Source organism: Embleya sp. NPDC025285 (assembly GCF_055558835.1).
On the sequence record NZ_JBVHLU010000002.1, the window covers coordinates 215,508 to 240,213 of the forward strand.

Annotated in this window: 21 protein-coding genes; 8 read left to right on the plus strand and 13 right to left on the minus strand. The window is 72.4% G+C overall.

Going from position 1 to position 24,706, the window contains the following annotated elements:
* Positions 1 to 158 precede the first annotated feature (158 nt).
* A complete protein-coding gene (locus ACZ4FV_RS02535) occupies positions 159 to 986 on the plus strand; it encodes a hypothetical protein (protein ID WP_465321655.1) in 828 nt (275 codons plus the stop codon).
* Between the two features lie 7 nt (positions 987 to 993).
* Here ACZ4FV_RS02535 and ACZ4FV_RS02540 read toward each other — a convergent pair whose 3' ends face one another.
* Positions 994 to 2,187, minus strand: a complete 1,194-nt coding sequence (locus tag ACZ4FV_RS02540; RefSeq protein ID WP_465321657.1) for an RtcB family protein — start codon at positions 2,185 to 2,187, stop codon at positions 994 to 996.
* Between the two features lie 429 nt (positions 2,188 to 2,616).
* On the opposite strand from ACZ4FV_RS02540, the gene ACZ4FV_RS02545 reads away from it, so the two are divergent.
* Positions 2,617 to 2,835, plus strand: coding sequence for a hypothetical protein (locus ACZ4FV_RS02545; RefSeq protein ID WP_465321659.1), 219 nt, complete (start codon positions 2,617 to 2,619; stop codon positions 2,833 to 2,835).
* Positions 2,836 to 2,996: 161 nt separating this feature from the next.
* Here the strand turns inward: ACZ4FV_RS02545 and purU are convergent, their stop codons facing one another.
* From purU to ACZ4FV_RS02575, 6 genes are all read right to left on the minus strand, one after another.
* A complete protein-coding gene (gene purU, locus ACZ4FV_RS02550; protein WP_395873360.1) occupies positions 2,997 to 3,893 on the minus strand; it encodes a formyltetrahydrofolate deformylase in 897 nt (298 codons plus the stop codon).
* A gap of 146 nt (positions 3,894 to 4,039) precedes the next feature.
* Positions 4,040 to 4,477, minus strand: a complete 438-nt coding sequence (locus ACZ4FV_RS02555; protein WP_395873387.1) for an SCO4402 family protein — start codon at positions 4,475 to 4,477, stop codon at positions 4,040 to 4,042.
* A gap of 187 nt (positions 4,478 to 4,664) precedes the next feature.
* Positions 4,665 to 5,477: a hypothetical protein gene (locus tag ACZ4FV_RS02560; protein WP_395873361.1), complete on the minus strand. Its 813-nt coding sequence runs from the start codon at positions 5,475 to 5,477 to the stop codon at positions 4,665 to 4,667.
* Between the two features lie 191 nt (positions 5,478 to 5,668).
* A complete protein-coding gene (locus ACZ4FV_RS02565; protein WP_465321661.1) occupies positions 5,669 to 6,793 on the minus strand; it encodes a uroporphyrinogen-III synthase in 1,125 nt (374 codons plus the stop codon).
* A 271-nt stretch (positions 6,794 to 7,064) separates the two neighbouring features.
* Positions 7,065 to 8,453: a hypothetical protein gene (locus tag ACZ4FV_RS02570; protein ID WP_402233819.1), complete on the minus strand. Its 1,389-nt coding sequence runs from the start codon at positions 8,451 to 8,453 to the stop codon at positions 7,065 to 7,067.
* 206 nt (positions 8,454 to 8,659) lie between these two features.
* Positions 8,660 to 10,036, minus strand: a complete 1,377-nt coding sequence (locus ACZ4FV_RS02575; protein ID WP_395873364.1) for a transcriptional regulator — start codon at positions 10,034 to 10,036, stop codon at positions 8,660 to 8,662.
* A gap of 445 nt (positions 10,037 to 10,481) precedes the next feature.
* Here ACZ4FV_RS02575 and ACZ4FV_RS02580 point away from each other — a divergent pair, with 445 nt between their 5' ends.
* Positions 10,482 to 11,138 (plus strand): bifunctional DNA primase/polymerase, encoded by a 657-nt coding sequence (locus ACZ4FV_RS02580; protein WP_395873365.1) that lies wholly within the window; start codon positions 10,482 to 10,484, stop codon positions 11,136 to 11,138.
* Positions 11,139 to 11,331: 193 nt separating this feature from the next.
* On the opposite strand, the gene ACZ4FV_RS02585 is transcribed toward ACZ4FV_RS02580, so the two are convergent.
* Positions 11,332 to 12,021, minus strand: coding sequence for a metal-dependent transcriptional regulator (locus ACZ4FV_RS02585; protein ID WP_355538171.1), 690 nt, complete (start codon positions 12,019 to 12,021; stop codon positions 11,332 to 11,334).
* A 196-nt stretch (positions 12,022 to 12,217) separates the two neighbouring features.
* Here ACZ4FV_RS02585 and ACZ4FV_RS02590 point away from each other — a divergent pair, with 196 nt between their 5' ends.
* From ACZ4FV_RS02590 to ACZ4FV_RS02600, 3 genes are all read left to right on the plus strand, one after another.
* A complete protein-coding gene (locus ACZ4FV_RS02590; RefSeq protein WP_395873366.1) occupies positions 12,218 to 13,618 on the plus strand; it encodes a cryptochrome/photolyase family protein in 1,401 nt (466 codons plus the stop codon).
* Between the two features lie 76 nt (positions 13,619 to 13,694).
* Positions 13,695 to 14,441 carry a sugar isomerase domain-containing protein gene (locus ACZ4FV_RS02595; RefSeq protein WP_395873367.1) on the plus strand — a complete coding sequence of 249 codons (747 nt, stop codon included), beginning with the start codon at positions 13,695 to 13,697 and terminating at the stop codon, positions 14,439 to 14,441.
* Between the two features lie 152 nt (positions 14,442 to 14,593).
* The gene (locus tag ACZ4FV_RS02600) at positions 14,594 to 15,340 is read left to right on the plus strand and encodes a hypothetical protein (protein ID WP_395873368.1); all 747 of its coding nucleotides are present in this window, start codon (positions 14,594 to 14,596) and stop codon (positions 15,338 to 15,340) included.
* Between the two features lie 42 nt (positions 15,341 to 15,382).
* Here ACZ4FV_RS02600 and ACZ4FV_RS02605 read toward each other — a convergent pair whose 3' ends face one another.
* Together ACZ4FV_RS02605 and pdxH are read right to left on the minus strand one after the other, a co-directional pair.
* On the minus strand, positions 15,383 to 16,639 hold the full coding sequence (locus tag ACZ4FV_RS02605) for an MFS transporter (protein ID WP_395873369.1): 1,257 nt from the start codon (positions 16,637 to 16,639) through the stop codon (positions 15,383 to 15,385).
* A 439-nt stretch (positions 16,640 to 17,078) separates the two neighbouring features.
* Complete coding sequence (gene pdxH, locus ACZ4FV_RS02610; RefSeq protein WP_395873388.1) at positions 17,079 to 17,711, minus strand: pyridoxamine 5'-phosphate oxidase; 633 nt, start codon at positions 17,709 to 17,711, stop codon at positions 17,079 to 17,081.
* A gap of 390 nt (positions 17,712 to 18,101) precedes the next feature.
* Here pdxH and ACZ4FV_RS02615 point away from each other — a divergent pair, with 390 nt between their 5' ends.
* Positions 18,102 to 19,214, plus strand: a complete 1,113-nt coding sequence (locus tag ACZ4FV_RS02615) for a citrate synthase 2 (protein ID WP_395873370.1) — start codon at positions 18,102 to 18,104, stop codon at positions 19,212 to 19,214.
* A gap of 108 nt (positions 19,215 to 19,322) precedes the next feature.
* Here the strand turns inward: ACZ4FV_RS02615 and ACZ4FV_RS02620 are convergent, their stop codons facing one another.
* The gene (locus ACZ4FV_RS02620; RefSeq protein WP_395873371.1) at positions 19,323 to 20,171 is read right to left on the minus strand and encodes a (2Fe-2S)-binding protein; all 849 of its coding nucleotides are present in this window, start codon (positions 20,169 to 20,171) and stop codon (positions 19,323 to 19,325) included.
* Between the two features lie 142 nt (positions 20,172 to 20,313).
* On the opposite strand from ACZ4FV_RS02620, the gene ACZ4FV_RS02625 reads away from it, so the two are divergent.
* A complete protein-coding gene (locus tag ACZ4FV_RS02625; RefSeq protein WP_395873372.1) occupies positions 20,314 to 21,261 on the plus strand; it encodes a threonine/serine dehydratase in 948 nt (315 codons plus the stop codon).
* Between the two features lie 75 nt (positions 21,262 to 21,336).
* Here the strand turns inward: ACZ4FV_RS02625 and ACZ4FV_RS02630 are convergent, their stop codons facing one another.
* On the minus strand, positions 21,337 to 21,768 hold the full coding sequence (locus ACZ4FV_RS02630; protein ID WP_395873373.1) for a PPOX class F420-dependent oxidoreductase: 432 nt from the start codon (positions 21,766 to 21,768) through the stop codon (positions 21,337 to 21,339).
* 61 nt (positions 21,769 to 21,829) lie between these two features.
* Positions 21,830 to 24,685: an FAD-binding and (Fe-S)-binding domain-containing protein gene (locus tag ACZ4FV_RS02635; RefSeq protein ID WP_402233810.1), complete on the minus strand. Its 2,856-nt coding sequence runs from the start codon at positions 24,683 to 24,685 to the stop codon at positions 21,830 to 21,832.
* Positions 24,686 to 24,706: the final 21 nt, after the last annotated feature.

Genomic DNA, 24,706 nt, shown 5'->3' on the forward strand with positions numbered 1-24,706 from the left:
CAGGAAGACCCGCCTCGGTGAGCGACTGCTGCTCGCCGGGGCGGGCCTCGGTGTGTTGGCGGTCGTCCACCGCGCGGCCCTCGGCCGACGCTGCTCCATTCCGGTGAACCATCGGCATTCGAGCGTCCTGCCCGGCAGGTGACTCGCACATTGGTGCGATGGACTTCATGGATTTGCGCCGTCCCGAGTACTCGTACATGTTCGGCTTCCTTCAAGCCGACGGTCACCTCTCCGCAGACTCCCGCCAGCGCGGCCGACTGAGCCTGGAAGTAGGCGTCTGCGACCGCGAGTTGTTGGAGTGCTTCCAGCGCCTGTGCCCATACCCGAGCGCGATTCACGAGCGCACGCGCGCGACCAATTTCTCGGCCGAATACACCTCGGCGACCTGGTCCGTACACGCGCTGGAGGCCCGCGAGACCCTCCGAACCCTGGGATTGCCCTACGGCAGAAAGTCCGCCTCGATCGGCCCGCCCGACACCGACCACGTCGCGAGCGACTACGTACGCGGGCTCGTCGACGCGGACGGCGCGGTCGGCATCACGGCAAAGGGCTATCCGTTCGTCAGTCTGACCACGTCGAGCCGGCCTGTCTCGGACTATTTCTGCGCATTCGGCTTGGCCGTCAGTGGCGTACCGCGACACCCCGGCAGGAACGTGCGCGATGGCGTTTTCAACATCCTCTATACCAGCGACCCGGCCGTCGCGATCGCGCGCGAGCTGTATTACGACGGCAGTCTCGCACTCGCGCGTAAGGCCGCGAAGGCCGAGAGTGTCAAGGCATGGGAACGCCCGGCCCACATGCGAGCCCGATCAGCGCCGCGTCGCTGGAACGAAGCCGACGACACCGTCGTGCTGTCCCACCCGGCCGATATCGCTGCTGAATTGCTCGGCCGAACCGTCGCGAGCTGCGCGATCCGCCGATGGCGGCTTACCAAAGCGGGGGCGCCGGTCGAACCGGCTCCCCCGCAGTTGACGCTGTTCTCGTGACGTCCCGTCAGCCCTTGACCGTGATCAGCGGCTTCAGGTGTGTGACAATCTCGACCAGATCGGACTGCTGGCGCATGACCCGATCCAGGTTCTTGTACGCACCCGGGATCTCGTCCACGACGCCCGCGTCCTTGCGGCACTCGACACCCTCGGTCTGCTCGACCAAGTCCTTCACGGTGAACCGCTTCTTCGCGGCGTTCCGGCTCATCTTCCGGCCCGCCCCGTGCGATGCCGAGTTGAACGCGTCGATACTGCCGAGGCCGCGCACGATGTACGAACCAACCGCCATCGAACCCGGGATGATGCCGAGGTCGCCACTGCCGGCCCGGATGGCGCCCTTACGGGTCACCAACAGATCCACGCCGTCGTAGGTCTCCTCCGAGACGTAGTTGTGGTGGCACGAGATGGCCCGATCGAAGGTCACCTGGCGCTTCGTGAAGTACTTGGACACGACCTCTCCGTACAACGCGAGCATCAGATCCCGGTTGAGCCGCGCGTACTCCTGCGCCCAGTACAGATCGGCGCGGTACGCCTCCATCTGCGGCGTGTGCGCGATGAACACCGCGAGGTCCCGGTCCACGAGATCCTGGTTGTGCGGCAGCGACTGCGCGACACCGATGTGGTGGTCGGCAAGTTCCTTGCCGATGTTGCGCGAACCGGAGTGCAACTGAAGCCACACCCGGCCCTCGTTGTCGCTGTCCAGGGACAGGTAGTGATTTCCACCGCCGAGCGTACCCAGCTGGCTCGCCGCCCGATCCCGCCGGAAGTGCACCGCCGGGGCCAGCTCGTCGAACCGGCTCCACATGTCATCCCAGCGCGCGACCGGGAACGCGTGCAGCTTCCGCACGTCCACCGGCTCCTTGTGGCCCATGTGCCCCACCGGCACATTCGCCTCGATTCGCGAACGCAGGGGTGCCAGGTCGTCCGGAAGGTCCTTGGTGGTGAGCGAGGTACGGACAGCGGACACGCCGCAGCCGATGTCCACGCCCACCGCCGCCGGGCAGACGGCGTCGCGCATGGCGATCACCGAGCCGACCGTGGCGCCGCGGCCGTAGTGCACGTCGGGCATCACGGCGAGGCCGTGCAGCCACGGGAGCGTGGTGATGTTGCGGAGCTGCTGCATGGCCTGGCCCTCGACCGCTGCCGGGTCGGTCCACATGCGAATCGGTACCCGGGCACCCGGGACCTCGGTGTACGACATATCTGGATCATTCTCCTGAATGGGTATGGCTGAACATGAGCGCGGCGGCTCGAAGTCTTGGTGGGCTGCCCCGGCGCACTCCGGGGAGTGAGTCCGGGTGCGGCACGGGGCAGCCGGTGGCGGGTGCCGCAGGGTTGGCGACTGCGGGACCCGCGGAGCGGGAGCGAAGCAGGGGTTACACGCGGCGGGCCGAGGCGCCTTGGACGGGGCATCGGCCGTTGTCACGGAACCGCACCGGCTCGCTCCTCTCCCTACGAGGACAGGACACACGGAAGGACCTGTCGTGGCTCGACCTCCATCAAGCCACGGCAACGGCCCACCCCGCAAAGGATTTTCCGGCCGGGGCGGAGGCGATGTACGCGCGCGCCCCGCGCGCACACCCGCGCGCCGCTGTGACAGCCAACCGGGTCGGGCGTACATTCCCGAGGCATGTTCGTCGTCGGGGTAGCCGCGTGGATCACCGCCGTAGCCTGTGTCGTGTTCGGGCGCGACCGCCATCGGCCCCGGGTGCGACCCGTGGTCCGCGACTTCGACGGTGACGGCCCCCGGGAGCGCACCGAATTCCCCCGAGCCGCCCGGGCCGGGTGGATCGCCGGCGCCGCCGCCGCCGCGGTGGGCTCGGCGGCGTTCGTGCTCAGCGTCAGGTGAGCCGAGTCGACCGTTCGCCCCGGGCGCTCGGGCTGCCCGGATCGCTCGGGTTCCCCAGGCTCCCCGGGTCGCTCGGGGCACGCGGGCCCGTCGGATAGCTCGAATGGGTCGAATAGCTCGGATCGCTCAAGTCCCTCAGGGCTTCAGGTCCCTCAGGCCCCTCAGGTGAAGACGACCGTGCGAGTCCCGTTGAGCAGCACCCGTCGCTCGGAGTGCCACTTGACCGCGCGCGAGAGCGCCTGGCACTCGACGTCGCGACCGACCGCGACCAGGCCGGCGGGGGTGACCGCGTGGTCCACCCGCTCGACCTCCTGCTCGATGATCGGGCCCTCGTCCAGGTCGCCCGTGACGTAGTGGGCGGTCGCGCCGATCAGCTTGACCCCGCGCGCGTGCGCCTGGTGGTAGGGCTTGGCGCCCTTGAAGCTCGGCAGGAACGAGTGGTGGATGTTGATCGCCCGACCCTCGAGCTGCTTGCACAGGTCGTTCGACAGCACCTGCATGTATCGGGCCAGCACCACCAGTTCCACGTCGTTCTCGCGCACCAGCGCGAGCAGCCGCGCCTCGGCCTCCGGCTTGGTCTCCCGGGTGACCGGGATGTGGTGGAACGGCACACCGTAGGAGCGGGAGAGTTCCTCGAAGTCGCGGTGGTTGGACACCACACCCACGATCTCGATCGGCAGCGCGCCGATGCTGCTGCGGAAGAGCAGGTCGTTCAGGCAGTGGCCGAACTTGCTGACCATCACGAACACGCGCATCCGCGCGTCCCCGTCGTGGATCTGCCAGTCCATGTGGAAGGACGCGCCGACCGCGGTGAAGCCGGCCCGCAGCGCGTCCAACTCGACGCCCTGCTCGGCGGTGAAGTGCACGCGCATGAAGAACAGACCGGTGTCCCGGTCGCCGAACTGCTGGCTGTCCACGATGTTGCAGCCGGTCATCATCAGGAAACTGGCGACCGCGTGCACGATGCCGCGCTTGTCCGGGCAGGACAGCGTCAGCACGTACTGGCCGCCGGTCGACACGTCACCACTGCCGTCGACAGGCTGGGTCTGCTCGGTCATGGACGTGCCCTTCTTCTCCATCTGCGGCATTGGTTTCGGCCTTCCGGGTGCCCGATCCGCTGCTGTCCGCGCGGCCCGATCCCGGACGGGACCCCACCGGCCGGGCGACCCGGCCGGTCGTACAGGATCCCACGTCCCGCGCGGGCTCAGCGCCCGCCGGTGCGGATGCGGAGCACGTCGAGCGAGTCGGGGGGCGCCTCCGGGTCGTCCTCGTCCGTCTTCGCCAGCGCGACGTGCGCGGCCCGCGAGGTGGCGACGACCTGCGGCCAGCGCGAGTGGGTGAGGTAGGCGGGCGCGGGCGCGTCCTCGCCGATGTCGTGCAGGACGGCGAGGATCTCCACCACCGCGGCGTCCACCAGCGCGGCCTCGTCCGCGTCGACGACCAGGCATCCGATGTAGGTGGTCGCGGACCAGCGGTCCAGCCACGAGTCGCCGACCAGGCGATAGACGGCGTCGGTGATCGAGCCGTACTCCGGGCGGCCGGCCAGCCAGGACTCGCGCTGGAACGTCGGGTCGCCGAACATGTGCAGCGCGGAACGGACCTGGGCCCGCCAACGCCACCACGGAACGGTGCTCTGGCGCATACGTGTCATCGTGGCGCCTCCTCCCCTGTCCCCGCTTCGGTTTCGCCGATCCGATCCCGTTCCGTTCCCGATCGGTTCAGAACGGGATGCTTTCGATCACCTCGAATTTCCACCGATCATGCCGCAGACCGGACCGATCCCGACAACCGGGCGGTCCGGTCGCGGGTCGGTCGGCCGGTCGGCTCGCTCAGTCGACGATCTTGATGGTGATCAGCCCGCGCTCGACGTCGTACACGCGCAGCGCGGCCACGTCGAAGCCCGGGTGGTCGCGGATCCAGTTCTGCGCCACGAGCAGGATCCGGGCCGCGGTGTTGAAGGTCTGCGCGGCCTCGGTCGAGTAGTCCCCCGGCAGGTGCGAGGACAGGTCGGTGTCGATCGCGACCTCGTACTTGCCCTTGTGGTCCAGCGTCAGCCGCACCTGCTGCAGACGCGTGCCTTCCGGGGTGGTGTGCAGCGCGGCCAGCATCGCGGACCCGTAGTCGTCCGCGGCCGGCTTGCGGTCGTCCCGCTCGGCGCCGAGCCGGAAGTCGATCGCGTCGCGGTCCGAGTCGAGGATCTCGATCCCGCCGACCCACAACGCCGGATGGTCCTCCGCCCACTGGGCGGTCTCGGTGAGCAGCTTGCCCGCACGGTCGCGGACGATCTCCTCGGCCTGCGTGTCCGAACCGTTGCCGCGAACCAGGTCCGTTTCGAGCGTGACCTTGTAGACCTTGTACGAGCTGGCCACCCGGACCTTGCTCACGTGGCTCCCGTGCGGGGTCGTGCGCAGGTGGGTCAGCAGCTCGGTCCCGTAGGCACCCGATTCGGGAGTATCGCCGGCGGCGGCGGGCGGGACCACCGGCGGCACCGAGCCGCTCGGCCGGTCCGCGGCGGGCTTGGGGCCGTCCGAGGTCAGGCGCGCCGAACTGGGCCCCGTGGTGGCGACCGTGCCGGCGACCCGGCCGGTGTCGGGCGATCCGGAGCACGCGGCGGCGCCGGCCATGGTCGTGGCGAGCAGCACGACCGTCGACAATCGTGTGCGCTTCCGTATGCGTATCAAGGTTCGTGTTCACCCCCTGTCACCCGCCCATGGTGCGGGTTGGCCCTCGGCTCCTACCAGGCGGGGGGTGGCGGGCACTGGAAATATACCGCTTTGCCGGTGCCCCGATCCTGGCCCGGGACTTCGGGCTCGGCGGGCCCGGAGAACCCGCGTCAGGGGTCGACGGCCAGGCGGTAGCCGCGCTTGGTGACCGTGCGGACCAGGCTCGCGTACGGGCCCAGCGCGGCGCGCAGTCGGGCGACCGCCGCCTCCACCGCGTGTTCGTCGGTCCGCGTGTCGGCCCACACCCGGCGCAACAACTCGGCCCGGCTGAGTACCCAGCCCGGCTTCTCGGCGAGCGCGCGCAGCACCGCGCCCGGCACCGGGGGCAGCCAGATGGTCCGACCGTCGACCAGCAGCGCGTTGCCCTGCAGGACCAGGCGTTCGGTGCCGGTGTCCAGTTCGCGGCGGGCCCGGGCGGGCAACGTCTCGGTGATCGTGCGCACCAGCGAGCCGAGCCGACCGCGCTCGGGCCACACCGACTCGATGCCCTGCTCGGCCAGTGGCCGCGCGCACACCGGGCCGATGCACACCGGCAGCACGTCGGCCCGCAACGCGGCCAACACGTCGGCCCGGCGGCCGTGTTCGTCGGCGGTGTCCAGGAAAGCGCCGATCGCGGGCGCGCTGGTGAAGGTGAGCGCGTGGATCTCCCGGCGCGCGGTCTGCTCGACCAGGCGGCGCACCGCGCCCGGGTCGTCCGGCGGTCCCCAGCGATACACCGGGATCTCCAGCACGTCCGCGCCGCGCCCGCGCAGCGCGTCGGCGAAGCCCTCCAGCGGCGCGCCGTGTTGCTGGACCGCGATCCGCCGCCCGCGCAGGTCGCGCGCGAGCAGCCAGGCCAACACCTCGTCGCCGGCGTCCGAACCGGGCGAGTACACCTCGCGCAGGCCGCACGCGCGCACCGCGGTCCCCGCTTTCGGCCCCCGGCTGACCACCACGGCGGCCCGGCACGCGGCGGTCAGCCGGGCGCCGCGCCCCCAGCCGTCGGCGGCGGCGAACCAGCCGCGCCAGCCCACGCCGGTGGTGGCCACCACATAGTCGAGGCGACGGTCCAACGCCTGCTCGGTGGCCCGGCGCAGGATCGTGTCCTCGGCCGGCGGCACGATCCGCACGGTGGGCGCGTCGACCACCTTGGCGCCCAAGCCCTGGAGCAGGGCGACGAGTTCCTCGCGACGCCGGGCCGCGGTGACGCCGATGGTGAACCCGATCAGCGGCTCGTCCCCCGTGCCAGTCTCCATGGGGTGAGACTCGCCGACGTGTGTTACGGCTCTGTTGCCGGACGGTCACGCGGGAGTTAGCGCGTGCGTCGAAAGCCGGCGGGAGCGGGGCGGGTCCGCCGGCTTCGGCTCGCCGCCCGACGGAAGCGGGAGCGGGTCCACCGGCTTCGAACCCGCCGCCCGACGGGGTCCGAGGCGAGTCCGGGGGCTCGGAGTTCGCCGCCCGACGGGTCCGGAGCGGGCCCGCCTGCCCCGAGCTCGCCGGCCGGCCGGACCGGGGCGGGTCCGGGGCTCAGAACTCGCCGGCGGTGCGCTTCTTGAGGTTGTGCTCGGTGGCGATCGGGTTCCACAGCCCGACCACCTTGTTCTTCGCGGTGGTGGCCCGCCCGCTCGCGCGGTCGGCGGCGCGCTTGTGGTCGGTGTTCTCGGCGCGCTTGCCCTTGCAGCCGCCCTGGGCCATCTCGGTTCCCCAGGCCGCGAGTTCGCGGTCCGACTCGGCGGAGGCGGTCCACGCGTCGCGCAGGCCCGCGACCAACTGGGCGCCGCCGGTGAGCTTGTCGGTGGACAACTTGGCCAGGCCGGCGAGTTGCTGGTCGCGCTGTCGGGCCGCCTCGTTCAGGGATTGCGCGCCGGCCGCGGGGTCGTCGCACTTCTGGATCCGCTGCACGGCCTGGGACACCACCTGGCGGGACCCGGCGCCGGCCTGGAGGAGCCGGTCCACGGCGGACGCCTGGGCGCCGGCCTCGTCGGCCTTGGCCGGCGGTGCGGTGGTCCCGGGCGCTCCGGAGCCCGACGGGTCCGGCTTCGCGGACGAGCCGGCCGCGGTGCCCTTGTCCGCGCTGTCGCTCTTGTCGTCGTCGCCGAACGCGCCGCTGGCGAACACGCCGATCGCGGCGACCACGACGAGCGCACCGACGCCGGCCGCGATCAGCGGGGTCCTGGGCCGCCCGGAGCCGGAGTCGCCGTGACCGCCCGGCCCGGGCCCGTGCGGCGGGGCGCCCGGCGGCGCGTACTGCGGGGAGTAGGGCTGCTGCGCGGCGTATCCGGCGGCCGCGGGCGGCCCCACCGGGCCGGGGGCCGGGGGCCGCGCCGTGTAGGCGGGAGGCGCCGGCTGCGCCGAGTAGGCCGGCGGCAGCGGTTGTCCGGAGGTGCCCGCAGGTCCCGGTCCGGCCGGCGAGGCGCCGACGTCGTCCCGGAACAATCCGGCCGGGAACACCTGGGTGGCGTCGGCCGGTCCGCCGGCGGGCGCCGGGTCGGGGCGGAACAGGTCCGGCCCGACCGCCGGACCGGCCGACGCGCCGGGCGCCCCCGGGGGCGCGTGCACGGGGCGCGGCGGTACGTGCCCCGGCGCGGCGGGCGGCGCGTGCCCGGGGAGCGGCGCGAGCCGGGTCGCTCCGGGTTGGTCGGCCGGGCCTCCCGACGCCTGCGGGTAGGGCGGGTTCGTCCGGTACGGCTCGTTCGGCGGGTAGGGCCCGCCGCCGTACGGCTGCGCCGCGCCGTAGGGCTGTTGTGGCGCGCCGTACCCCTGCGGCGGCCCCTGGTCCGCGTAGTCCTCGAACCTCGGCAGCACCTCGGTTTCGTCGCGCGGGAGTTCGAGCGGACCGAACGGTGACGGCCCCGGCGGCTGCTCGCCGCCCCCGCCCCGTTCGCCCCCGCCGCCGTCCGCTCCACCGGATCCCATGCCATCCACCCGTTCGTCGCCTCGAGCCGTCGCGCCCGGCGGCCGCGCGACCGCCGGTTCGCCCGGCGGCCGGGACCGCGTTCCGCCCGACGGTAACTCAGACGTTCGAGTGGCGAACAGCGGCGCGCCCCCGGGCGCACCGACTCCACCGGCCGAAATCGGCCGAGGAAACGCGTCTTCGCGCAGGTCGGCGGCCCACGCGCGGCTCAGACCGGGACGGCGTGCACGGCCTCGGCGAATTCGCGGACCACGTGCTCGTCGCGATACGGCTCCAGTCGGCGCTGGAAGTCCTTGAGGTATTCGAGGCCGCGCGCCGAGTGCAGCCGGCCCACCAGGTCCAGCGCCTGTGCGCCGACCGAGCACGCCTCGTCGAGCCGGTTCTGTTGCAGGTGCGCGGTGGCCAGCAGCAGGGTGTCCACGGCCCGCCGCCGGACCCGCGTGTCGGCGTGCCCGTCCAGGGCCGCGCGGGCCGCCGCCTCGGCCTGTCGGGGCCGGTCCAGGTCGCGGTAGCAGTGCGCGAATTCGTCGGCGAGGTACGCCTGGGAGAAGTGCCCTATCCACTGCGGATCCTCGTCCGGCGTCGCGACGTCCATCGCGGACTGGGCCCGGGACAACGACGCCTCGCACGCGCGCGCGTCGCCGAGCAGCGCGTGCCCGCGTGCCTCGGCGGCGTGGAACATCGCCTGGGTGGTGGGCGTGGCCTCCTGCTTGGCGCCCTCCTGCGCGGCGCGCGCGAGCTGGGTGATCTCGCGCGGGTTGCCCAGGCTGCCCGCGAGGTGGCTCATCCCGGCGGCGAGCACGTATCCGCCGTAGGCGCGGTCGCCCGCGGCCTGGGTCAGCCGCAGGGCCTGGATGTAGTAGCGCTGGGCGAGACCCGGCTGGCCGGTGTCCACGGCCATGTAACCGGCCAGCTCGGTGAGTCGGGCCACGGCCGCGAACAGCGCGCGACCCGTCTCGTCGGAATAGGTCCCGTTGAGCAGCTGGGTGACCACGCTGCCCAGATAGTGCACGACGACCGGGCGGATGTGGCCGGCGCCGAACCGGTGGTCCAGCGCGGACAACATGTCCGTGGTCGCGCACACCGCCTCGATGTCGGAGGCGCCCACGCGCGGCCCGCCGATCCGAGCCACCTGCGCGTCCGGCTCGGTGATCAACCAGTCCCGGCTGGGCGCGACCAGCGCGGCCACCGCGACCGAGGAGTTGAGCAGGAAGTCGCGCCGGTTGACGTCGCTGCGCCACAACTCGGTGACCACCTCGACGGTGGCCGCCGGTGTGGCGGCGAACTGGAGGCCGACGTTGGTCGCCAGGCTGCGACCGTCGGCCATGCCGATCTCCTCGACGGTGACCGGCCGGCCGAGCTTGCGGCCGATCGCCTCGGCGATCAGGTTGGGCACCGCGCCGCGCGGCTGCTGACCGCGCAGCCAGCGGGCCACCGAGGTCTTGTCGTAGCGCAGGTCCATGCCGTGCTCGGCACCGCACATGTTGACCCGGCGGGCGAGCCCGGCATTCGAGCAGCCGGCCTCCTGGATCAGTGCCGTCAACCTTTCGTTGGGCTGCCTGCTCGCCTGCGTTCGCGCGGCCATCGGCGTTCCCTCCCCGACCCGTCGGTGCGGGCTTGTGGCATGCGGGATCGGCGCGACGGGGATCCTCCGGCCCTGTCGTGTCCTCGCCCTGATGCCTGATGAGTCCGTGATGCGTGTCCAGCGGACGTCATCCATCTGCCGAGATCCGGGCCGGCCGGAATTGCCGATCTTGCCCGCCGGTCGTATGAAATGTCATCCGCGTACGGAGCGTAGTGACCCGTATAGAGCAGCGGATAGGGCACCCTTCATTGCGCCCCCGGGTCTGCACCCATGCGCCCCCCTTGCGCCGGATGGCCACCGGTGATCCCGTCGCCCCTGATCATCCGGTTTCGCCCTCCCGGAGTGCGGCGCTCCGGCGCGCGACCCCGCGCCGTTCGGGGTCCGCCGCACGGGTGGCCGCGAGTGCGGCGGCGGCCGGCCGTAACCATCCCGTGGTCCCACAGTTGTGCAGCACGTGGAAGACACCCTGGGGGCCCGGCAGCTCGCCCGCGACACGCTTGTAGAGACCGCAGTCCGTTACGCCGGGGACCGGCACTGGGACGTGGTTCCCGGCGCCTCGGTGATCGAGAACAGTGCGGGGCGTCGTTGCAGCTGCGGCCATCCCGGATGCGCCACCCCGGGCGCGCACCCCATCTTGCGCGACTGGGCGGTCCAGGCGGCCAGCTCGCCGGCGCTGGTGCGGCGCTGGTGGAGCGAGCACCCGGACGCGGCGATCCTGCTGCCCACCGGTCGCGGCTTCGACGTGATCGACGTCCCGGAACAGGCCGGCTGCCTCGCGCTGGCCCGGCTGGAGCGCATGGGGCTGCCGCTCGGCCCGGTGATCGCGACCCCGACCCGGCGGCTCCAGTTTTTCGTACTCCCCGGCGCCCGGGACAAGATGGGCGAGATGTTGCGCCGCATCGGCTGGGGCACCAGCGCGATCGACCTGATCCCCAAGGGCGAGGGCGACTGGGTGGTCGCCCCGCCGTCCCGGATGGGCAGCTCCGGCAGCGCCTCGTGGGCCCGCGAACCCACCGAACTCAACCGCTGGCTCCCCGAAGCCCGCGAACTGGTGAGCCCCATCGCCTACGCCTGCGGCCGAGCACTGGTCGAGGCCAGGTAGCGAACAACCTGCCCAGTGGTCGCGGGGCCCCAGCACGCCGCCCCATCGCGGTGGATCCGCAGCCATCCCACCCGAAGGCGCGAATGGGCGGGTGGGCACAAAACCCCCAACCCGCCCAAGACGCAACGCAAGGGCCCTCGCACCCGAACCATCTCGGATACGAGGGCCCATCGACCCGCGCGCTTACGCGCAACTACCGCGCGGCCACAAACACGTGCGACGCGACCTCCGGCGACAGCTCCGCGGCTTCGCCGCCGCTGCCCGCCATCACGCCACCCGCGGACTCGTGCACACTCACGACCGCCCCGGGACGAATCCCGGCTCGGCGCAACGTGTACATCAGTTGGGCGTCGGTCTGCAGCGGCTCACCGAGCCGCCGCACCACGACGTTCTTGCCTTCCGGCCCCGCCGACTCGAGCAGCGTGACCAGCCCGCCTTCCTTGAAGGAGTCGGCGTGCAGCTCCTGGTCCAGCTCCTCCAGGCCCGGGATCGGGTTGCCGTACGGCGATTCCTTGGGATAGCGCAGCAGTTCGAGCAGGCGACGTTCCACCTGCTCACTGATCACGTGCTCCCAACGGCACGCCTCGGCGTGCACCTGTTCCCAGGGCAATCCGATGACGTCCACGAGCAGGCACTCGGCGAGCCGGTGCTTGCGCATGACCCGCGTCGCGATTCCCCGCCCTTCGGGCGTCAGTTCCAGGTGACGGTCACCTTCGACCGTCAACAACCCGTCCCGCTCCATCCGTGCCACGGTCTGGCTCACGGTCGGCCCGCTCTGCTCCAGCCGCTCCGCGATCCGCGCCCGCAGCGGGACCACGCCCTCCTCCTCCAGCTCGAAAATCGTCCGGAGGTACATCTCCGTGGTGTCGATGAGTCCACTCACGACCAGCGGCTCCGTTCTTGGTGGTCCTGCCGTCCAATTCTGACGCACCTGGACCGCCGACGCGGACGTCCGGCCGATCGAGCCCCCGCGGCTTTCCCCGTCCGCGCCGTCCCGCGCGTGCCGCCGCGTCATCCGTACGTGTCTGCCGCCCGCGTGGGCCCACGCTGTGGGGTGCGTACGGTCATAACGTTCCGGTATGCCATTGCCATCCCGGAAGACCTCGGGTCCGTCCGGATCCCCCGATCGTGTACATGTCCTCTGGTTCCGTCGTGATCTCCGGCTGACCGATCATCCGGCACTGCACGCCGCGGCCGGAACCGGCTTTCCCGGCACCGGGGACGGCGAGCCCGCCCGGGTGTTGCCGCTGTTCGTCCTGGACCCGGTCCTGTGGGACGCCTCCGGGCCCGCCCGCCGGGCACACCTGATCCGCTCGCTGCGCGCCCTGGACGCGGACCTGCGCGAGCTCGGCGGGCGTCTGGTGATCCGCGCGGGCGACCCGACCCGCGAGCTGCCCGCGCTCGTGCGCGCGGTCGGCGCCGCCGAGGTGCACGTCAGCGCCGACTTCGGGCCCTACGGGCGCACCCGCGACGCGGCCGTCGCGGCGGCCCTCGAAGTGCCGCTGCGGGCCACCGGATCGCCGTACGCGGTGGCCCCGGGGCGGGTGCGCAAGGCCGACGGGTCGCCCTACCGGGTGTTCACGCCGTTCCTGCGCGCGTGGCTCGAGCACGACCGGCGCGCCCCGCTGCCGCGACCGACCGATCTCACGTGGGCGTGGGCCGACTCGGTCGACTACCCGGCCGCCCCCGCGCCCGCCGGGGTACGCCTGCCCGAGGCGGGCGAGCGGGTCGCGCGCGAGACCTGGGACGAGTTCCGCGCGCACGGCCTGGACCGCTACCGCGAACTGCGCGACCGGGCCGACCTGAACGGCACCTCCCGGCTGTCGGTGCACCTGAAATTCGGCGAGATCCACCCGCGCACACTGCTCGCCGGCCGGGTCGACGAGACCTTCCGCAGCGAACTGGCCTGGCGCGAGTTCTACGCCGACGTGTTGTGGCACCAGCCGGAGACCGCCCGCGAGTACCTGAACCGGGACATGGCCGACATGCGCTACGACAGCGGCCCGGACGCAGACGCGCTGTTCGACGCGTGGCGCGCGGGCCGGACCGGCTTCCCGTTCGTGGACGCGGGGATGCGGCAACTGCTCGCCGAGGGCTGGATGCACAACCGGGTGCGCATGGTGGTCGCGTCCTTCCTGGTCAAGGACCTGCACCAGGAGTGGACGCGCGGCGCGGCGCACTTCATGCGGCACCTCGTGGACGGCGACCTCGCCTCCAACAGCCACGGCTGGCAGTGGACCGCGGGCTGCGGCACGGACGCGTCGCCGTGGTTTCGGGTCTTCAATCCGATCACCCAGGGCCGAAGGTTCGACCCCGACGGGGACTACGTCCGGCGCTACGTCCCCGAGTTGCGCGGCATCGCGGGCAAGGCGGTGCACGAGCCGTGGCGGATCGGCGTCGAGGGCTATCCCGACCCGGTCGTCGAGCACGCCGAGGAAAGACGCGTCGCGCTCGACCGCTACCAGGCGATCCGGCGGTAAGGTGCCGGATCCGCGTACGCACGGCGGATCCGTATACGAAGCTCGGAACACACCGAAACGAACGGGAGGACCGGGGATGGTCGAGCTGGGTGCGCGCTACCTCGACGCGGCGATCGCGCTGCTGGAGCGACTGCGGGACGAAGAGCTGCCCACCGTCGACCGTGCCGCGGACCGGATCGCCGAGGCGTTGGCGGCCGGTGGCCGGCTGTTCGTGTTCGGCGGCGGCCACTCCGCGCTCGCCGCGCAGGACGTGATCTACCGCGCGGGCGGCCTGATCCTGGCCAACCCGCTGATCGCCCCAGGCAACGAACTGACCGTGCGCCCGATCACGGTCAGCACCGCGGTGGAGAAGCTCGCCGAACTGGCCGGCCCGGTCCTGGACGGCGCGGGCCTGCGCAAGGGCGACGCGCTCGTGGTGATCTCGTTGTCCGGACGCAACGGGCTGCCCGTGGAGCTGGCCCGTCAGGCGCGCGAGCGCGGCGTGCTCGTGATCGGCGTCACCTCGATCGTGGCCAGCAGGGCCGAGTCGCCCAGGCATCCGTCGGGTACGCGAGTCCTCGACAACTGCGACATCGTCCTGGACACCGCCATCGCGCCCGGCGACGCCGCGCTGGAGGTGGACGGCGTACCGCAGCGGATCGGCCCGACCTCGGGCGTGGTGTGCTCGGCGGTGCTGCAGACACTCATGGTCGGCGTGATCGGCCACCTGGTTTCCCGGGGGGTCGAACCCCCGGTGTTCATGTCCGCGAACGTCGAGGGCGGAGCCGCGTGGAACGAGCGGTTGCTGGCCGAACACGCGGACCGGATCTTCTACCTGAGGTGAACCCGGCAGTGCATCCCAACGCACGGTCCCAGTCTCCCGATCGGCGGGCGCCGGACCGGCAGACCCCGGACCGACGGTCTCCCACCGCTCCGCCGCCGGCGGCGGACCGACGGTCTCCCACCGCTCCGCCGCCGGCGGCCGAGCCGGTCGAGGTGCCCGACCGGCGCTCGGCCGCGATCGTGGTCCCGGCCCGCTTCAACGGGCCGCCGGGCATGGGCAACGGCGGCTACCTGGCCGGGCTGCTGGCCGCGCGAGCGAGCGGCGGGACGGCCTCCGGGGTGACCGTGACGCTGCGCCGCGCGATGCCGCTGGATCGGCCGCTGCCGGTCACCCGCGACGCCGCTACCGGCGGGCTGACCCTGGGTCGGGAGGACGGGCCGATCGCGGAGGCGATCCCGGTCGACGCCGCGCTGCCGCTGCCCACGCCGATCGACGCGGCCACTCCGGCCGAGGCCCGCGAGGCGAGCCGGGCCTTCCCCGGCTTCGCGGCGTGGAACCCCTACACCGAATGCTTCGTGTGCGGCACCGGGCGCGCCGAGGGCGACGGCCTGCGGTTGTTCCCCGGCCTGCTCGCCGACCGTCCGGACACCAACGCGTGCGTGTGGACCCCGCACACCTCGCTGGTGGCGCCCGGTACCGAGCAGATCGGGCCCGAGTTCGTCTGGGCCGCGCTCGACTGCCCCGGCGGCTGGACCGGGATGGACGCCGACACCGCGCTCCTGCTGGGCCGGATGACCGCGTACGTGTACGCACTGCCCTATCCCGACGAACCGTGCGTCGTGCTCGGCCGCCGACTCGGCCGCGAGGGCCGCAAGGTGCGCACCGCGACGACGCTCTACGACGCCGAGGGCCGGGTGGCCGCGCACGCCGAACAGGTGTGGATCGCGCCGCGCACCTGACGCCCGCCGCACCGGCCGGCGCGCGCACCCGTGCGACACGCCCTACGGTTGCGGATCGCGCGCGTCGTAGCGCCAGAAGCCGCGCCACCGCAGCGACAGCACGATCACCAGGACCACGCAGGCCAGGCCGCCGCTGACCACCGAGATGCGCTCGGTGGTCAGCGACGCCACCGACCCGGCCTCGAAGTCGCCCAGCCGTGGCCCGCCGGCGACCACCACGATGAACACGCCGGCCAGTCGCCCACGCATCGCGTCCGGCGTCGCCACCTGCATGATGGTGTTCCGGAACACCATGCTGATGGTGTCCGCGCAGCCCGCCAGGGCGAGCAGGATCAGTCCCAGCCACAGCGGACCGCCCAGCCCGAACACGGTGATGCACGAGCCCCACGCGATCACCGCGAGCACCACCGCGCGCCCCTGCCGCCGCACGCGGCCCAGCCAACCGGAGAACAATCCGCCCGCGAGCGCGCCGACCGCCGGCGCCGCGACCAGCAGGCCGACCGTGGTCGCCCCGCCGCCGTACAGCGTCGCCGCCATCGCCGGGAACAGCGCGCGGGGCATGCCGAACACCATCGCGACGATGTCGGTCAGGAACGTCATCCGGACGTTGGGCCTGCCGCGCAGAAAACGCAGCCCCTCCAGCACCGAGGCCCGCTTGCGCCCGTCCTCGGCCCGGGTCGGCGGCATCGACGGCAGCCGCCACATCGCGTACAGCGCCGCGGAGAAGGCGATCGCGTCGATCAGGTAGGCGGCCTGGAAGCTCCACAGGCCGATCACCAGGCCGCCCAGCATCGGCCCGACCGTCATCGCGAGGGCCATCGCTATCGAGTTCAGCGCGTTGGCCGCGGGCAGCCGCGCCGGCGGCAACAGTTTGGGGAGCATCGAGGTGCGCGCGGGGTTGTTCACCGCGAAGAACGCCGACTGCACCGCGACCGCCACGTACAGCAGCCACACCTGTGCGAGGTCGAGGAACGCCTGCCCGGCCAACACGATCGACACCGCGGCGAGTCCGCTCGCGGTCACCAGGCCGACCAGTCGGCGGTCCAGGCTGTCCGCGATCGCGCCGCCGAGCAGCCCGAACACGATCAGCGGAAGCACCGAGCACAGCCCCACCACCCCGACCGCGAAATTGGACCCGGTCAGGTCGTACACCTGGATCGCCACCGCGACGGCGGTCATCTGCTGGCCCAGCGAGGACACCGAGTGCCCGAACCACAGGCGACGGAAGTCGGGGAACTCGCGCAGCGGGGTCACGTCCGCCAGGACGGCTTTGGCGAAGCGTTTCGAGGCAGGGGGCACCCGCCTCATCCAATCCCAATGCCCCCTGCATCTATTCCTGATTTCGATGTGGGATCGGGCACCCCGAAAATGCGTTGCACCCGCCCACGAGCGGATCTAACCTCACTGGCACACGGGAGAGGAGGTGGTCTGAAGTTGCATAGCATTCGGACGCGTGAGGTGGCTGCCCGCTAGCCGCCACTCCGGTTTACCGGCTCGGCAGGCCCCGTCGTGAGTGCACCGCGACGGACGCAGGCAGGCGGCCGGCAACACCAGGCAGACACCCGACCCGCAGGTCGCCGGGATCGTCCCCCGGCCTTCGTTCCACCTCACCGAGGTGGACGGAGAAGCGACCTGCGGGTCGCTGTCGTTCACGGACCCGATGACCGACCCGGCGGCGAACCCGGTCGCGCCGAAACTCGTCCGACCCGACGACCGGGGGCCCGCGACCCATTCCGGTTCACGGGCTCAGTCGCTCGACCCGCCACCTCGACCCCTCGTCGCCCTCGCGCAGGTACAGCAGTCGGTCGTGCATCCGGTTCTCGCGCCCCTGCCAGAACTCCACCGCGTCCGGCCGGACCCGAAAGCCGCCCCAGAACTCCGGCACCGGGATGTCGTCGATGGCCGCGAATCCGGCCTCGGCCTCGGCGTACCGCTTCTCCAACTGCTCGCGCCCGGAGACCGCGGCGGACTGCTCGCTCGCCCAGGCACCGATCCGCGAGCCGCGCGGCCGGGAGCGGAAGTACTCGGCGGTGGTCTCGCGCGACACCCGTTCGGCCGAACCGGTCACCACTACCTGACGCGCGAGCGCGTGCCACGGGAAGAGCAGGCTCACCGCCGGGTTCGCGGCCAGTTCGGCGCCCTTGCGCGAGCCGTAGTTCGTATAGAAGACGAAGCCCCGTTCGTCGAACTCCTTGAGCAGGACGGTGCGGGTGCTGGGCCGTCCGTCCGGCGTCGCGGTGGCCACGACCATCGCGTTGGGCTCGGGCAGTTCGGCCGCCGCCACCTCGGCCAGCCAGGCGGTGAACAGCGGGAAGGGGGTCGGCGGCAAGGCGCCGACGTCGATGCCTTCGCCTCGGTACTGCCGGCGCATCGCGGCAAGCTCGGTGAACTCCACGGACAACGAGTACCACCAGTCGCCCGCCCCCGGCACGATCACCCCCGACGAGTGACCATCGGGTGACCGACCCGGGCCGATTTGTGCCGGACCTCACTCGCCCGGGTGCGTTCCGGCGTAGGTCGTCTCGATATCAAGAGATATCCTGACCGACGGACTTCGATCGGCCCATACCTTCAAGCGAGGCACCATCCCGAGCCTCGCCCGGACCGAGCGGAACACCTCCCCGAATCACCGGCGGATCCCAGGTGCGGAGCTTGATCGGCACCATGCGCCCCGGCCTTTTCGGGGGAAGACACGGTGTGGTAGTGCGGGGTATGAAGGACCCGGCCACAAGTCAGTCGAGATCGCATGAGGAGCCGCCTGATGTCCGAGTTCGTACCCGGGCTCGAAGGAGTCATAGCGTTCGAGACGGAGATCGCCGAACCCGACAAGGAGGGTGGCGCGCTCCGGTACCGAGGTGTGGACATCGAGGATCTCGTCGGCCACGTCTCGTTCGGCAATGTCTGGGGCCTGCTGGTGGATGGGGCGTTCAACCCCGGCCTGCCACCGGCCGAACCGTTTCCGATCCCGATCCATTCGGGCGATGTCCGCGTGGACGTGCAGAGCGCGCTGGCCATGCTCGCCCCGGTGTGGGGTCTGAAACCGCTGCACGACATCGACGACACCCAGGCGCGGGACGACCTCGCCCGGGCCGCCGTGATGGCGCTGTCGTATGTCGCCCAGTCGGCCCGCGGCTTGGAGAAGCCGATGGTCCCGCAGAGCGAGATCGACAAGGCGCAGACCATCGTCGAGCGCTTCATGATCCGCTGGCGCGGCGAGCCGGATCCGCAGCACGTCAAGGCGGTCGACGCCTATTGGACGTCGGCGGCCGAGCACGGCATGAACGCCTCGACGTTCACCGCGCGGGTGATCGCCGGCACCGGTGCCGATGTCGCGGCGTGTCTGTCCGGCGCGGTCGGCGCGATGTCCGGCCCGCTGCACGGTGGTGCGCCCTCGCGCGTGCTGCACATGATCGAGGAGATCGAGCGCACCGGCGACGCCACGGCGTACGTCAAGGGCGTCCTCGACCGGGGCGAGCGCCTGATGGGTTTCGGCCACCGCGTGTACCGCGCCGAGGACCCTCGCGCACGTGTGCTGCGACGGACGGCCAAGGAGTTGGGGGCGCCTCGCTACGAGGTGGCCGCGGCACTGGAGAAGGCGGCGTTGGAGGAGCTCCAGGCTCGGCGCCCCGACCGCATCCTGGCCACCAACGTGGAGTTCTGGGCCGCGGTGATGCTGGACTTCGCCCAGGTGCCGGCCCACATGTTCACCTCGATGTTCACCTGCGCCCGGACCGCCGGGTGGAGCGCGCACATCCTGGAGCACAAGCGCACGTCGCGTCTGGTGCGTCCGGCCGCCCTGTACGTCGGCCCGGGCACCCGCCCGATCACCGAGGTCCCGGGCTACGACGACACGGTCCGCAACCTGAAGCACTGAGCGTTCGACGCGCTCGACGCTCACCCGGAGCCCCGCCACCCGTCAGGGTGCGGGGTTCCGTCATGTCCGGCCCGGCCCCGGGTCCGGTCGCGCGCCACGGGATCCCGGTCAGACGCGACCTTCCAGGATGGCCACCTGGCGCTCGTCGTCGGCGCGGGGGCAGGTGCCGCACAGCGCGTCGGGCTCCAGCGTGTACCAGAGGCAGCACACGCTCTGGGTGCGGTGGCAGTGGGTGCGGCCCTCGGTGCCCCGGAGGGTACGGAATCCGGCGTCGCGCTTGAACCGGCCGGTGTCGCCGGGAAAGAGTTCGCCGAGTTCGCGGACCGCGCGCTCGCCCTCGTCCGCGCCCAGCGAGCGGCCCAGGTACCAGACCGCGCTCACCACCTCGTCCGCCACCATCCCCCACACCACCCGCTCGCCGCGCCGCAGGTGCGGCCGGAACGCGGTGAGCAGCGGCTCCAGGTGCTCGGACACCGCGCGCAGCAGCACCGCGCGCAGGGCGGCCTCGTCGGCCACCACCCGCGCGCCGGGAGCGCCCGCGTCCGGGTCGTCGGGCAGGCACGCGAAGGCGTTCGAGGTGACGGTGAGGCACTTGCTCGACCGTTCCGGCGAGAGGTCGAGCCATACGTCGTCCAGGTCCACCAACGGGACCCGGCGGCTGAGGAACCACGGCCCGGCGAACATCAGGCACGCGTACCAGGCGTAGCCGTGCAGGGCCCACATCGCGATCGCGTCCGCGCGCGGCTCGGCGGCCACGGACGCGGTGATCCGCTGCCGCTCGGCGGTCAGCACACCCTCGAGCACCTCGGGGTCCTCGGCCACGCGCGCCACGCGCAGCAGACCCGCCCGCGGATGCCCCGCCTCGACCGTGATCAGCGGACACGCCGCGCCGAGCCCGCGAAAGGTCTCCGTCAACGCGGGGCAGGGCCCGGACTCCCGAAGATCGACCAACGTCATGATCCGAAGGTAAGGCTTGCCTAACCCGGATGTCCACGTAAGTGATCGAGATGTCCCGCACATCACCCGTGTGCCGGGCGACCGCTCGTCGGCACACCGACCGAGGTCCGCGGCGGCCGGCCGGCGCATAGGGTCGTGCGTCATGGATACCGCCACGCCCGAACTGACCTACGGCGACATCAGGAACGCCGCCGACCGCATCGTGGGCCAGACCCAGCCGGTCACCATGATGCCGATCCATCCGTCGCCGCACGTGTGGCTCGCGTTGGAGTACATCCAGCACACCGGGTCGTTCAAGGCGCGCGGCGCCGCGAACTTCACCACCGCGCACATCGAGGCGGGCACCATGCCCGAGGCCGGCGTGGTGATCGCCTCCGGCGGCAACGCGGGCCTCGCGTGCGCGTGGGCGGCGCGCAGCGCCGGGGTGCGCTCGACGGTGTTCCTGCCGGAGACGGCGCCGCGGATCAAGGTCGAGCGGTTGCGCACGTACGGCGCGGACGTGCTGCTCGTGGGCCGGGAGTACGCCGACGCGCTGGAGGCGTCGCGACGGTTCGCCGAGGACACCGGCGCGCTGTTGTCGCACGCGTACGACAACCCGCTGATCGCGGCGGGCGCGGGGACGCTGGTGCCGGAGATGGTCGCGAGCCTGCCCGGCACGCTGGACACGGTCATCGTCTCGGTCGGCGGCGGCGGTCTGTTCGCGGGCGTGGCGACCGCCGCCGAGGAACACGGGATCCGCACCGTCGCGGTCGAACCGGAGAACTGTCGGGCGCTGAACGCCGCGCTGGAGGCGGGCGAGGTCGTGGACGTGCCGACCGACTCGATCGCCGCCGACTCCCTGGGCGCGCGCCGGGTCTCCGCCACGGCGCTGGCCACGGCTCAGCGCACCGGCGCGTTCTCGGTCCTGGTCTCCGACAAGGCCATCGTCGAGTCCCGCCAGGCCCTGTGGGACAACTTCCGCATCGTCGTCGAACACGCCGCCGCCACGGCCCTCGCCGCCCTCTCCACCGGCGCGTACACCCCGGCCGAGGGCGAAAAGGTCGCCGTCATACTGTGCGGCGCCAACACCGACCCGGGAAACCTGGTCTAGAACCCGCGGTCCGGAGCACGGGGTACCGGGGCCACCGCGAGCGTGGGATCGCGCGGTGGCCCGGACCGTCCGGATTCAGCCGATGTCGGCGCCGTAGACGTGGTCGACGGCCATCGTCATCAGCACCCGGCGGTCGGCGACCATCACCGCGCGGTATTCGGCCCAGTCCGGGTGCTCCCCGGCGGCACGGCGGTAGTAGTCCACGAGCGCCTCGACCTCCGGGCCCTCGGGGTCGGTGCCCGGTCCGACGAGGGTCACCGTGCCCTCGGCCGTGGCCCAGGAGCGACCGTCGGGGCTGGTGACCTCCAGGGCCGCTCGCGGGTCGCGGCGCAGGTTCGCCGTCTTGGCACGGCCCTCGGTCATCGAGACGTAGAGGACACCGGCCTCCCCGTCGTAGAACGGCATTACCGGGGAGAGCTGGGGGCGGCCGTCCGATTTGATCGTGGCGAGGACCCCCAGGCGGCTTTCGGCGAGGAGCGTGCGCGGGTTGAACGCTGTGTCGGTCATGTCCGGTGCCAAGTCGCGATCGCCCGCCGGCTATTCCCCGCGCCGCGCACACGGGTGACCGTCACGGCCGCACCACCGGGTCCGGGTCCGGGGCCGACGGCAGTGCGGCGGCCAGGAGTTCGGCCAGGTGCATCGGGCGGCGGTCGCTCACGTGGGTGATCTGGGTGCGGCAACTGAACCCGTCGGCCAGGGTCACCGCGTCCGGTCCCGCGGCCGCGAGCGCCGGCAGCAGCCGGTCCGCCGCGACCGCCCGCGACACCTCGGCGTGCGCCGCCTCGTAGCCGAAGTTGCCCGCCAACCCGCAACAACCGCCCGCGAGTTCGCCGGTCAACCCGGCTCGGGCGCGCAACCGCCGGTCGGCCGCGTCGCCCAGCACCGCGTGCTGGTGGCAGTGCAGTTGGCCGGTCACCTCACGATCGAGCACCGGCGGCGCCCAGTGCGGCGCGTACTCCTCCAGCGTCTGCGCGAAGGTCTTGACCGAGTCGGCCAGGCCGTCCGCCGACCGGCCGAGCAACTCGGGTACGTCGGTGCGCAGCGCCGCCGCGCAGGACGGTTCCAGACCGACGATCGGCAGCCCGGCCTCGATCGCCGGCCGCAGGGTGCGCACCGTACGGGCCATCACCCGTCGCGCGATGTCCAGTTGCCCGGTCGAAACCCAGGTCAGGCCGCAGCACACCGACCCCGGCGGCACCACCACCTCCAGTCCGGCCGCCTCCAGCACCTCGACCGCCGCGCGCCCGACCTCGGGTCGGAACCGGTTGCCGAAGGTGTCCGGCCACAGGACCACCCGGCGGCGCGAACTCCCGCTCACGCGCGGCCGATCGCGCCACCACCGGGTGAACGGCTCGGGCGCGAACGGGGGGATCTCCCGGGTCCGGTCGAGTCCGGCCAGGCCGAGCGCCGCACGCCGCAGCGCCGGCACCCCGGCCGCCGCGTTGGCCAGGCCCGCCAGGCCCGGCACCGACCCCATCGCGCGCGCCAGCAGCGGCAGATTGCCCAGCGCGTAGTGCGCCGCCGGCCGCAACCGGCCCCGGTAGTGGTGGTGCAGGAACTCGGCCTTGTAGGTGGCCATGTCCACGTCCACCGGACAGTCGCTGCGGCAGCCCTTGCAGGACAGGCACAGGTCGAGCGCGTCGCGGACCTCGGTGGAGCGCCACCCGTCGGTGATCACCTCGCCGATCAGCATCTCGTGCAGCAGCCGGGCCCGCCCGCGCGTGGAGTGCGCCTCCTCGCCGGTGACCCGGTACGACGGGCACATCACGCCGCCCGAGGAGGTGTCGGCCGACTCGCGGCATTTGCCCACCCCGACGCAGCGCCGTACGGCCGCCGCGAAGTCGCCGCCGTCGGCCGGGTAGCCGAACTCGACCGATACGGGCGTGCGCATCCCGGCGAACCGCAGATTGCCGTCCACAGGGTGTGGACGAACCACGATGCCCGGGTTCAACAGCCCCGCCGGATCCCAGATCGCCTTGAACGCGCCGAACAGTTCGACGATCTCCGGTCCGTACATCCGGGGCAGGAACTCGGCCCGGGCCTGTCCGTCGCCGTGTTCCCCGGAGAGCGAGCCGCCGTGCGCGACCACCAGGTCCGCCAGGTCGGACGAGAACGCCCGATACGCCGCGGCGCCACGCGTGGTGAGCAGGTCGAAATCGATCCGGATGTGCACGCAGCCCTCGCCGAAGTGCCCGTAGGGCAGGCCGCGCAGGTCGTGCCGGTCCATCAGCGCGGCCAACGCGCGCAGGTACGCGCCGAGCCGCTCGGGCGGCACCGCGGTGTCCTCCCAGCCCGGCCACGCCTCCGAGCCGTCGGCCATCCGGGTCGCGGTGCCGGACGCCTCCTCGCGGATCCGCCACAGCGCGCGCTGCCCCGCCGGATCGGTGACCACCCGCGCCGGTCCGGAACCGGCCAGCGCGTGTGCGCGCTCCTTCGCCTCGGCGACCGTGTCCGCGCCGACCTCGACGAACAACCAGGCCGCGCCCGGCGGCAGTGCCACGTCGCGCGCGGACGCGGCCAACGCGACCAGGCCCGCGCTCAGGCTCTCCACGGTGAGCGGGCCGTGCGGCAGCAGGCCGGGCGCCGCGTCCGCCGCGGCGAAGTCGTCCGGGAAGCCGAGCACCACCAAGGCGCGCGCCTTGGGCGCCTCGACCAGGCGCAGGCCGGCCCCGAGCACCACGACGCAGGTCCCCTCGGTGCCGACCAGGGCCCGGGCGAGGTCGCGTCCGTGCTCGGGCAGCAGTCGATCCAGGGCGTAGCCGGAGACCCGGCGCGGCAAGGCCGGGAAGCCCCGCCGGATCAGCGCCAGGTTGGCGTCGGCGAGGTCGGTGAGCGCGGCGTGGATCTGGGCGGCGCGGCCGGTGGTGGGCACCGTCTGATCCCGGCCGACCCGCATCCGGGTGCCGTCCATGGTCGCGACGTCCAGCCATTCGACGTTCGCGCTCGTGCGGCCCCAGGCGACCGAGTGCGACCCGCAGGCGTCGTTGCCGATCATGCCGCCGAGCGTGCAGCGGCTGTGTGTGGAGGGGTCCGGGCCGAAGGTGAGCCCGTACCGGCCGGCCGCGCGGCGCAGGTCGTCGAGCACCACGCCGGGCTCGACATGCGCGACGCGGGTGGTCGGGTCCACGTCGTGGATGCGGTTCAGGTGCCGGGCCAGGTCGAGCACCAGGCCGTTGCCGGTGGCCTGACCGGCGATGCTGGTGCCGCCGCCGCGTACGGTCACCGGCACGCCCCGCTCGTGGCACACCGCGAGCGCCGCGAGCACGTCCTCGGCGTCCAGCGGGGCGATGACCCCCGGCGGCACCTTGCGGTGGTTGGAGGCGTCCATCGAGTACAGCGCGCGGGCCTGCGGGTCGAACCGGACCTCGCCGCGCACCCGCGCCCGCAGCGCGCCTTCGAGGTCCCCGAGCTGTGCCGTCACCACGCCATCCTCACTCGTTACGCC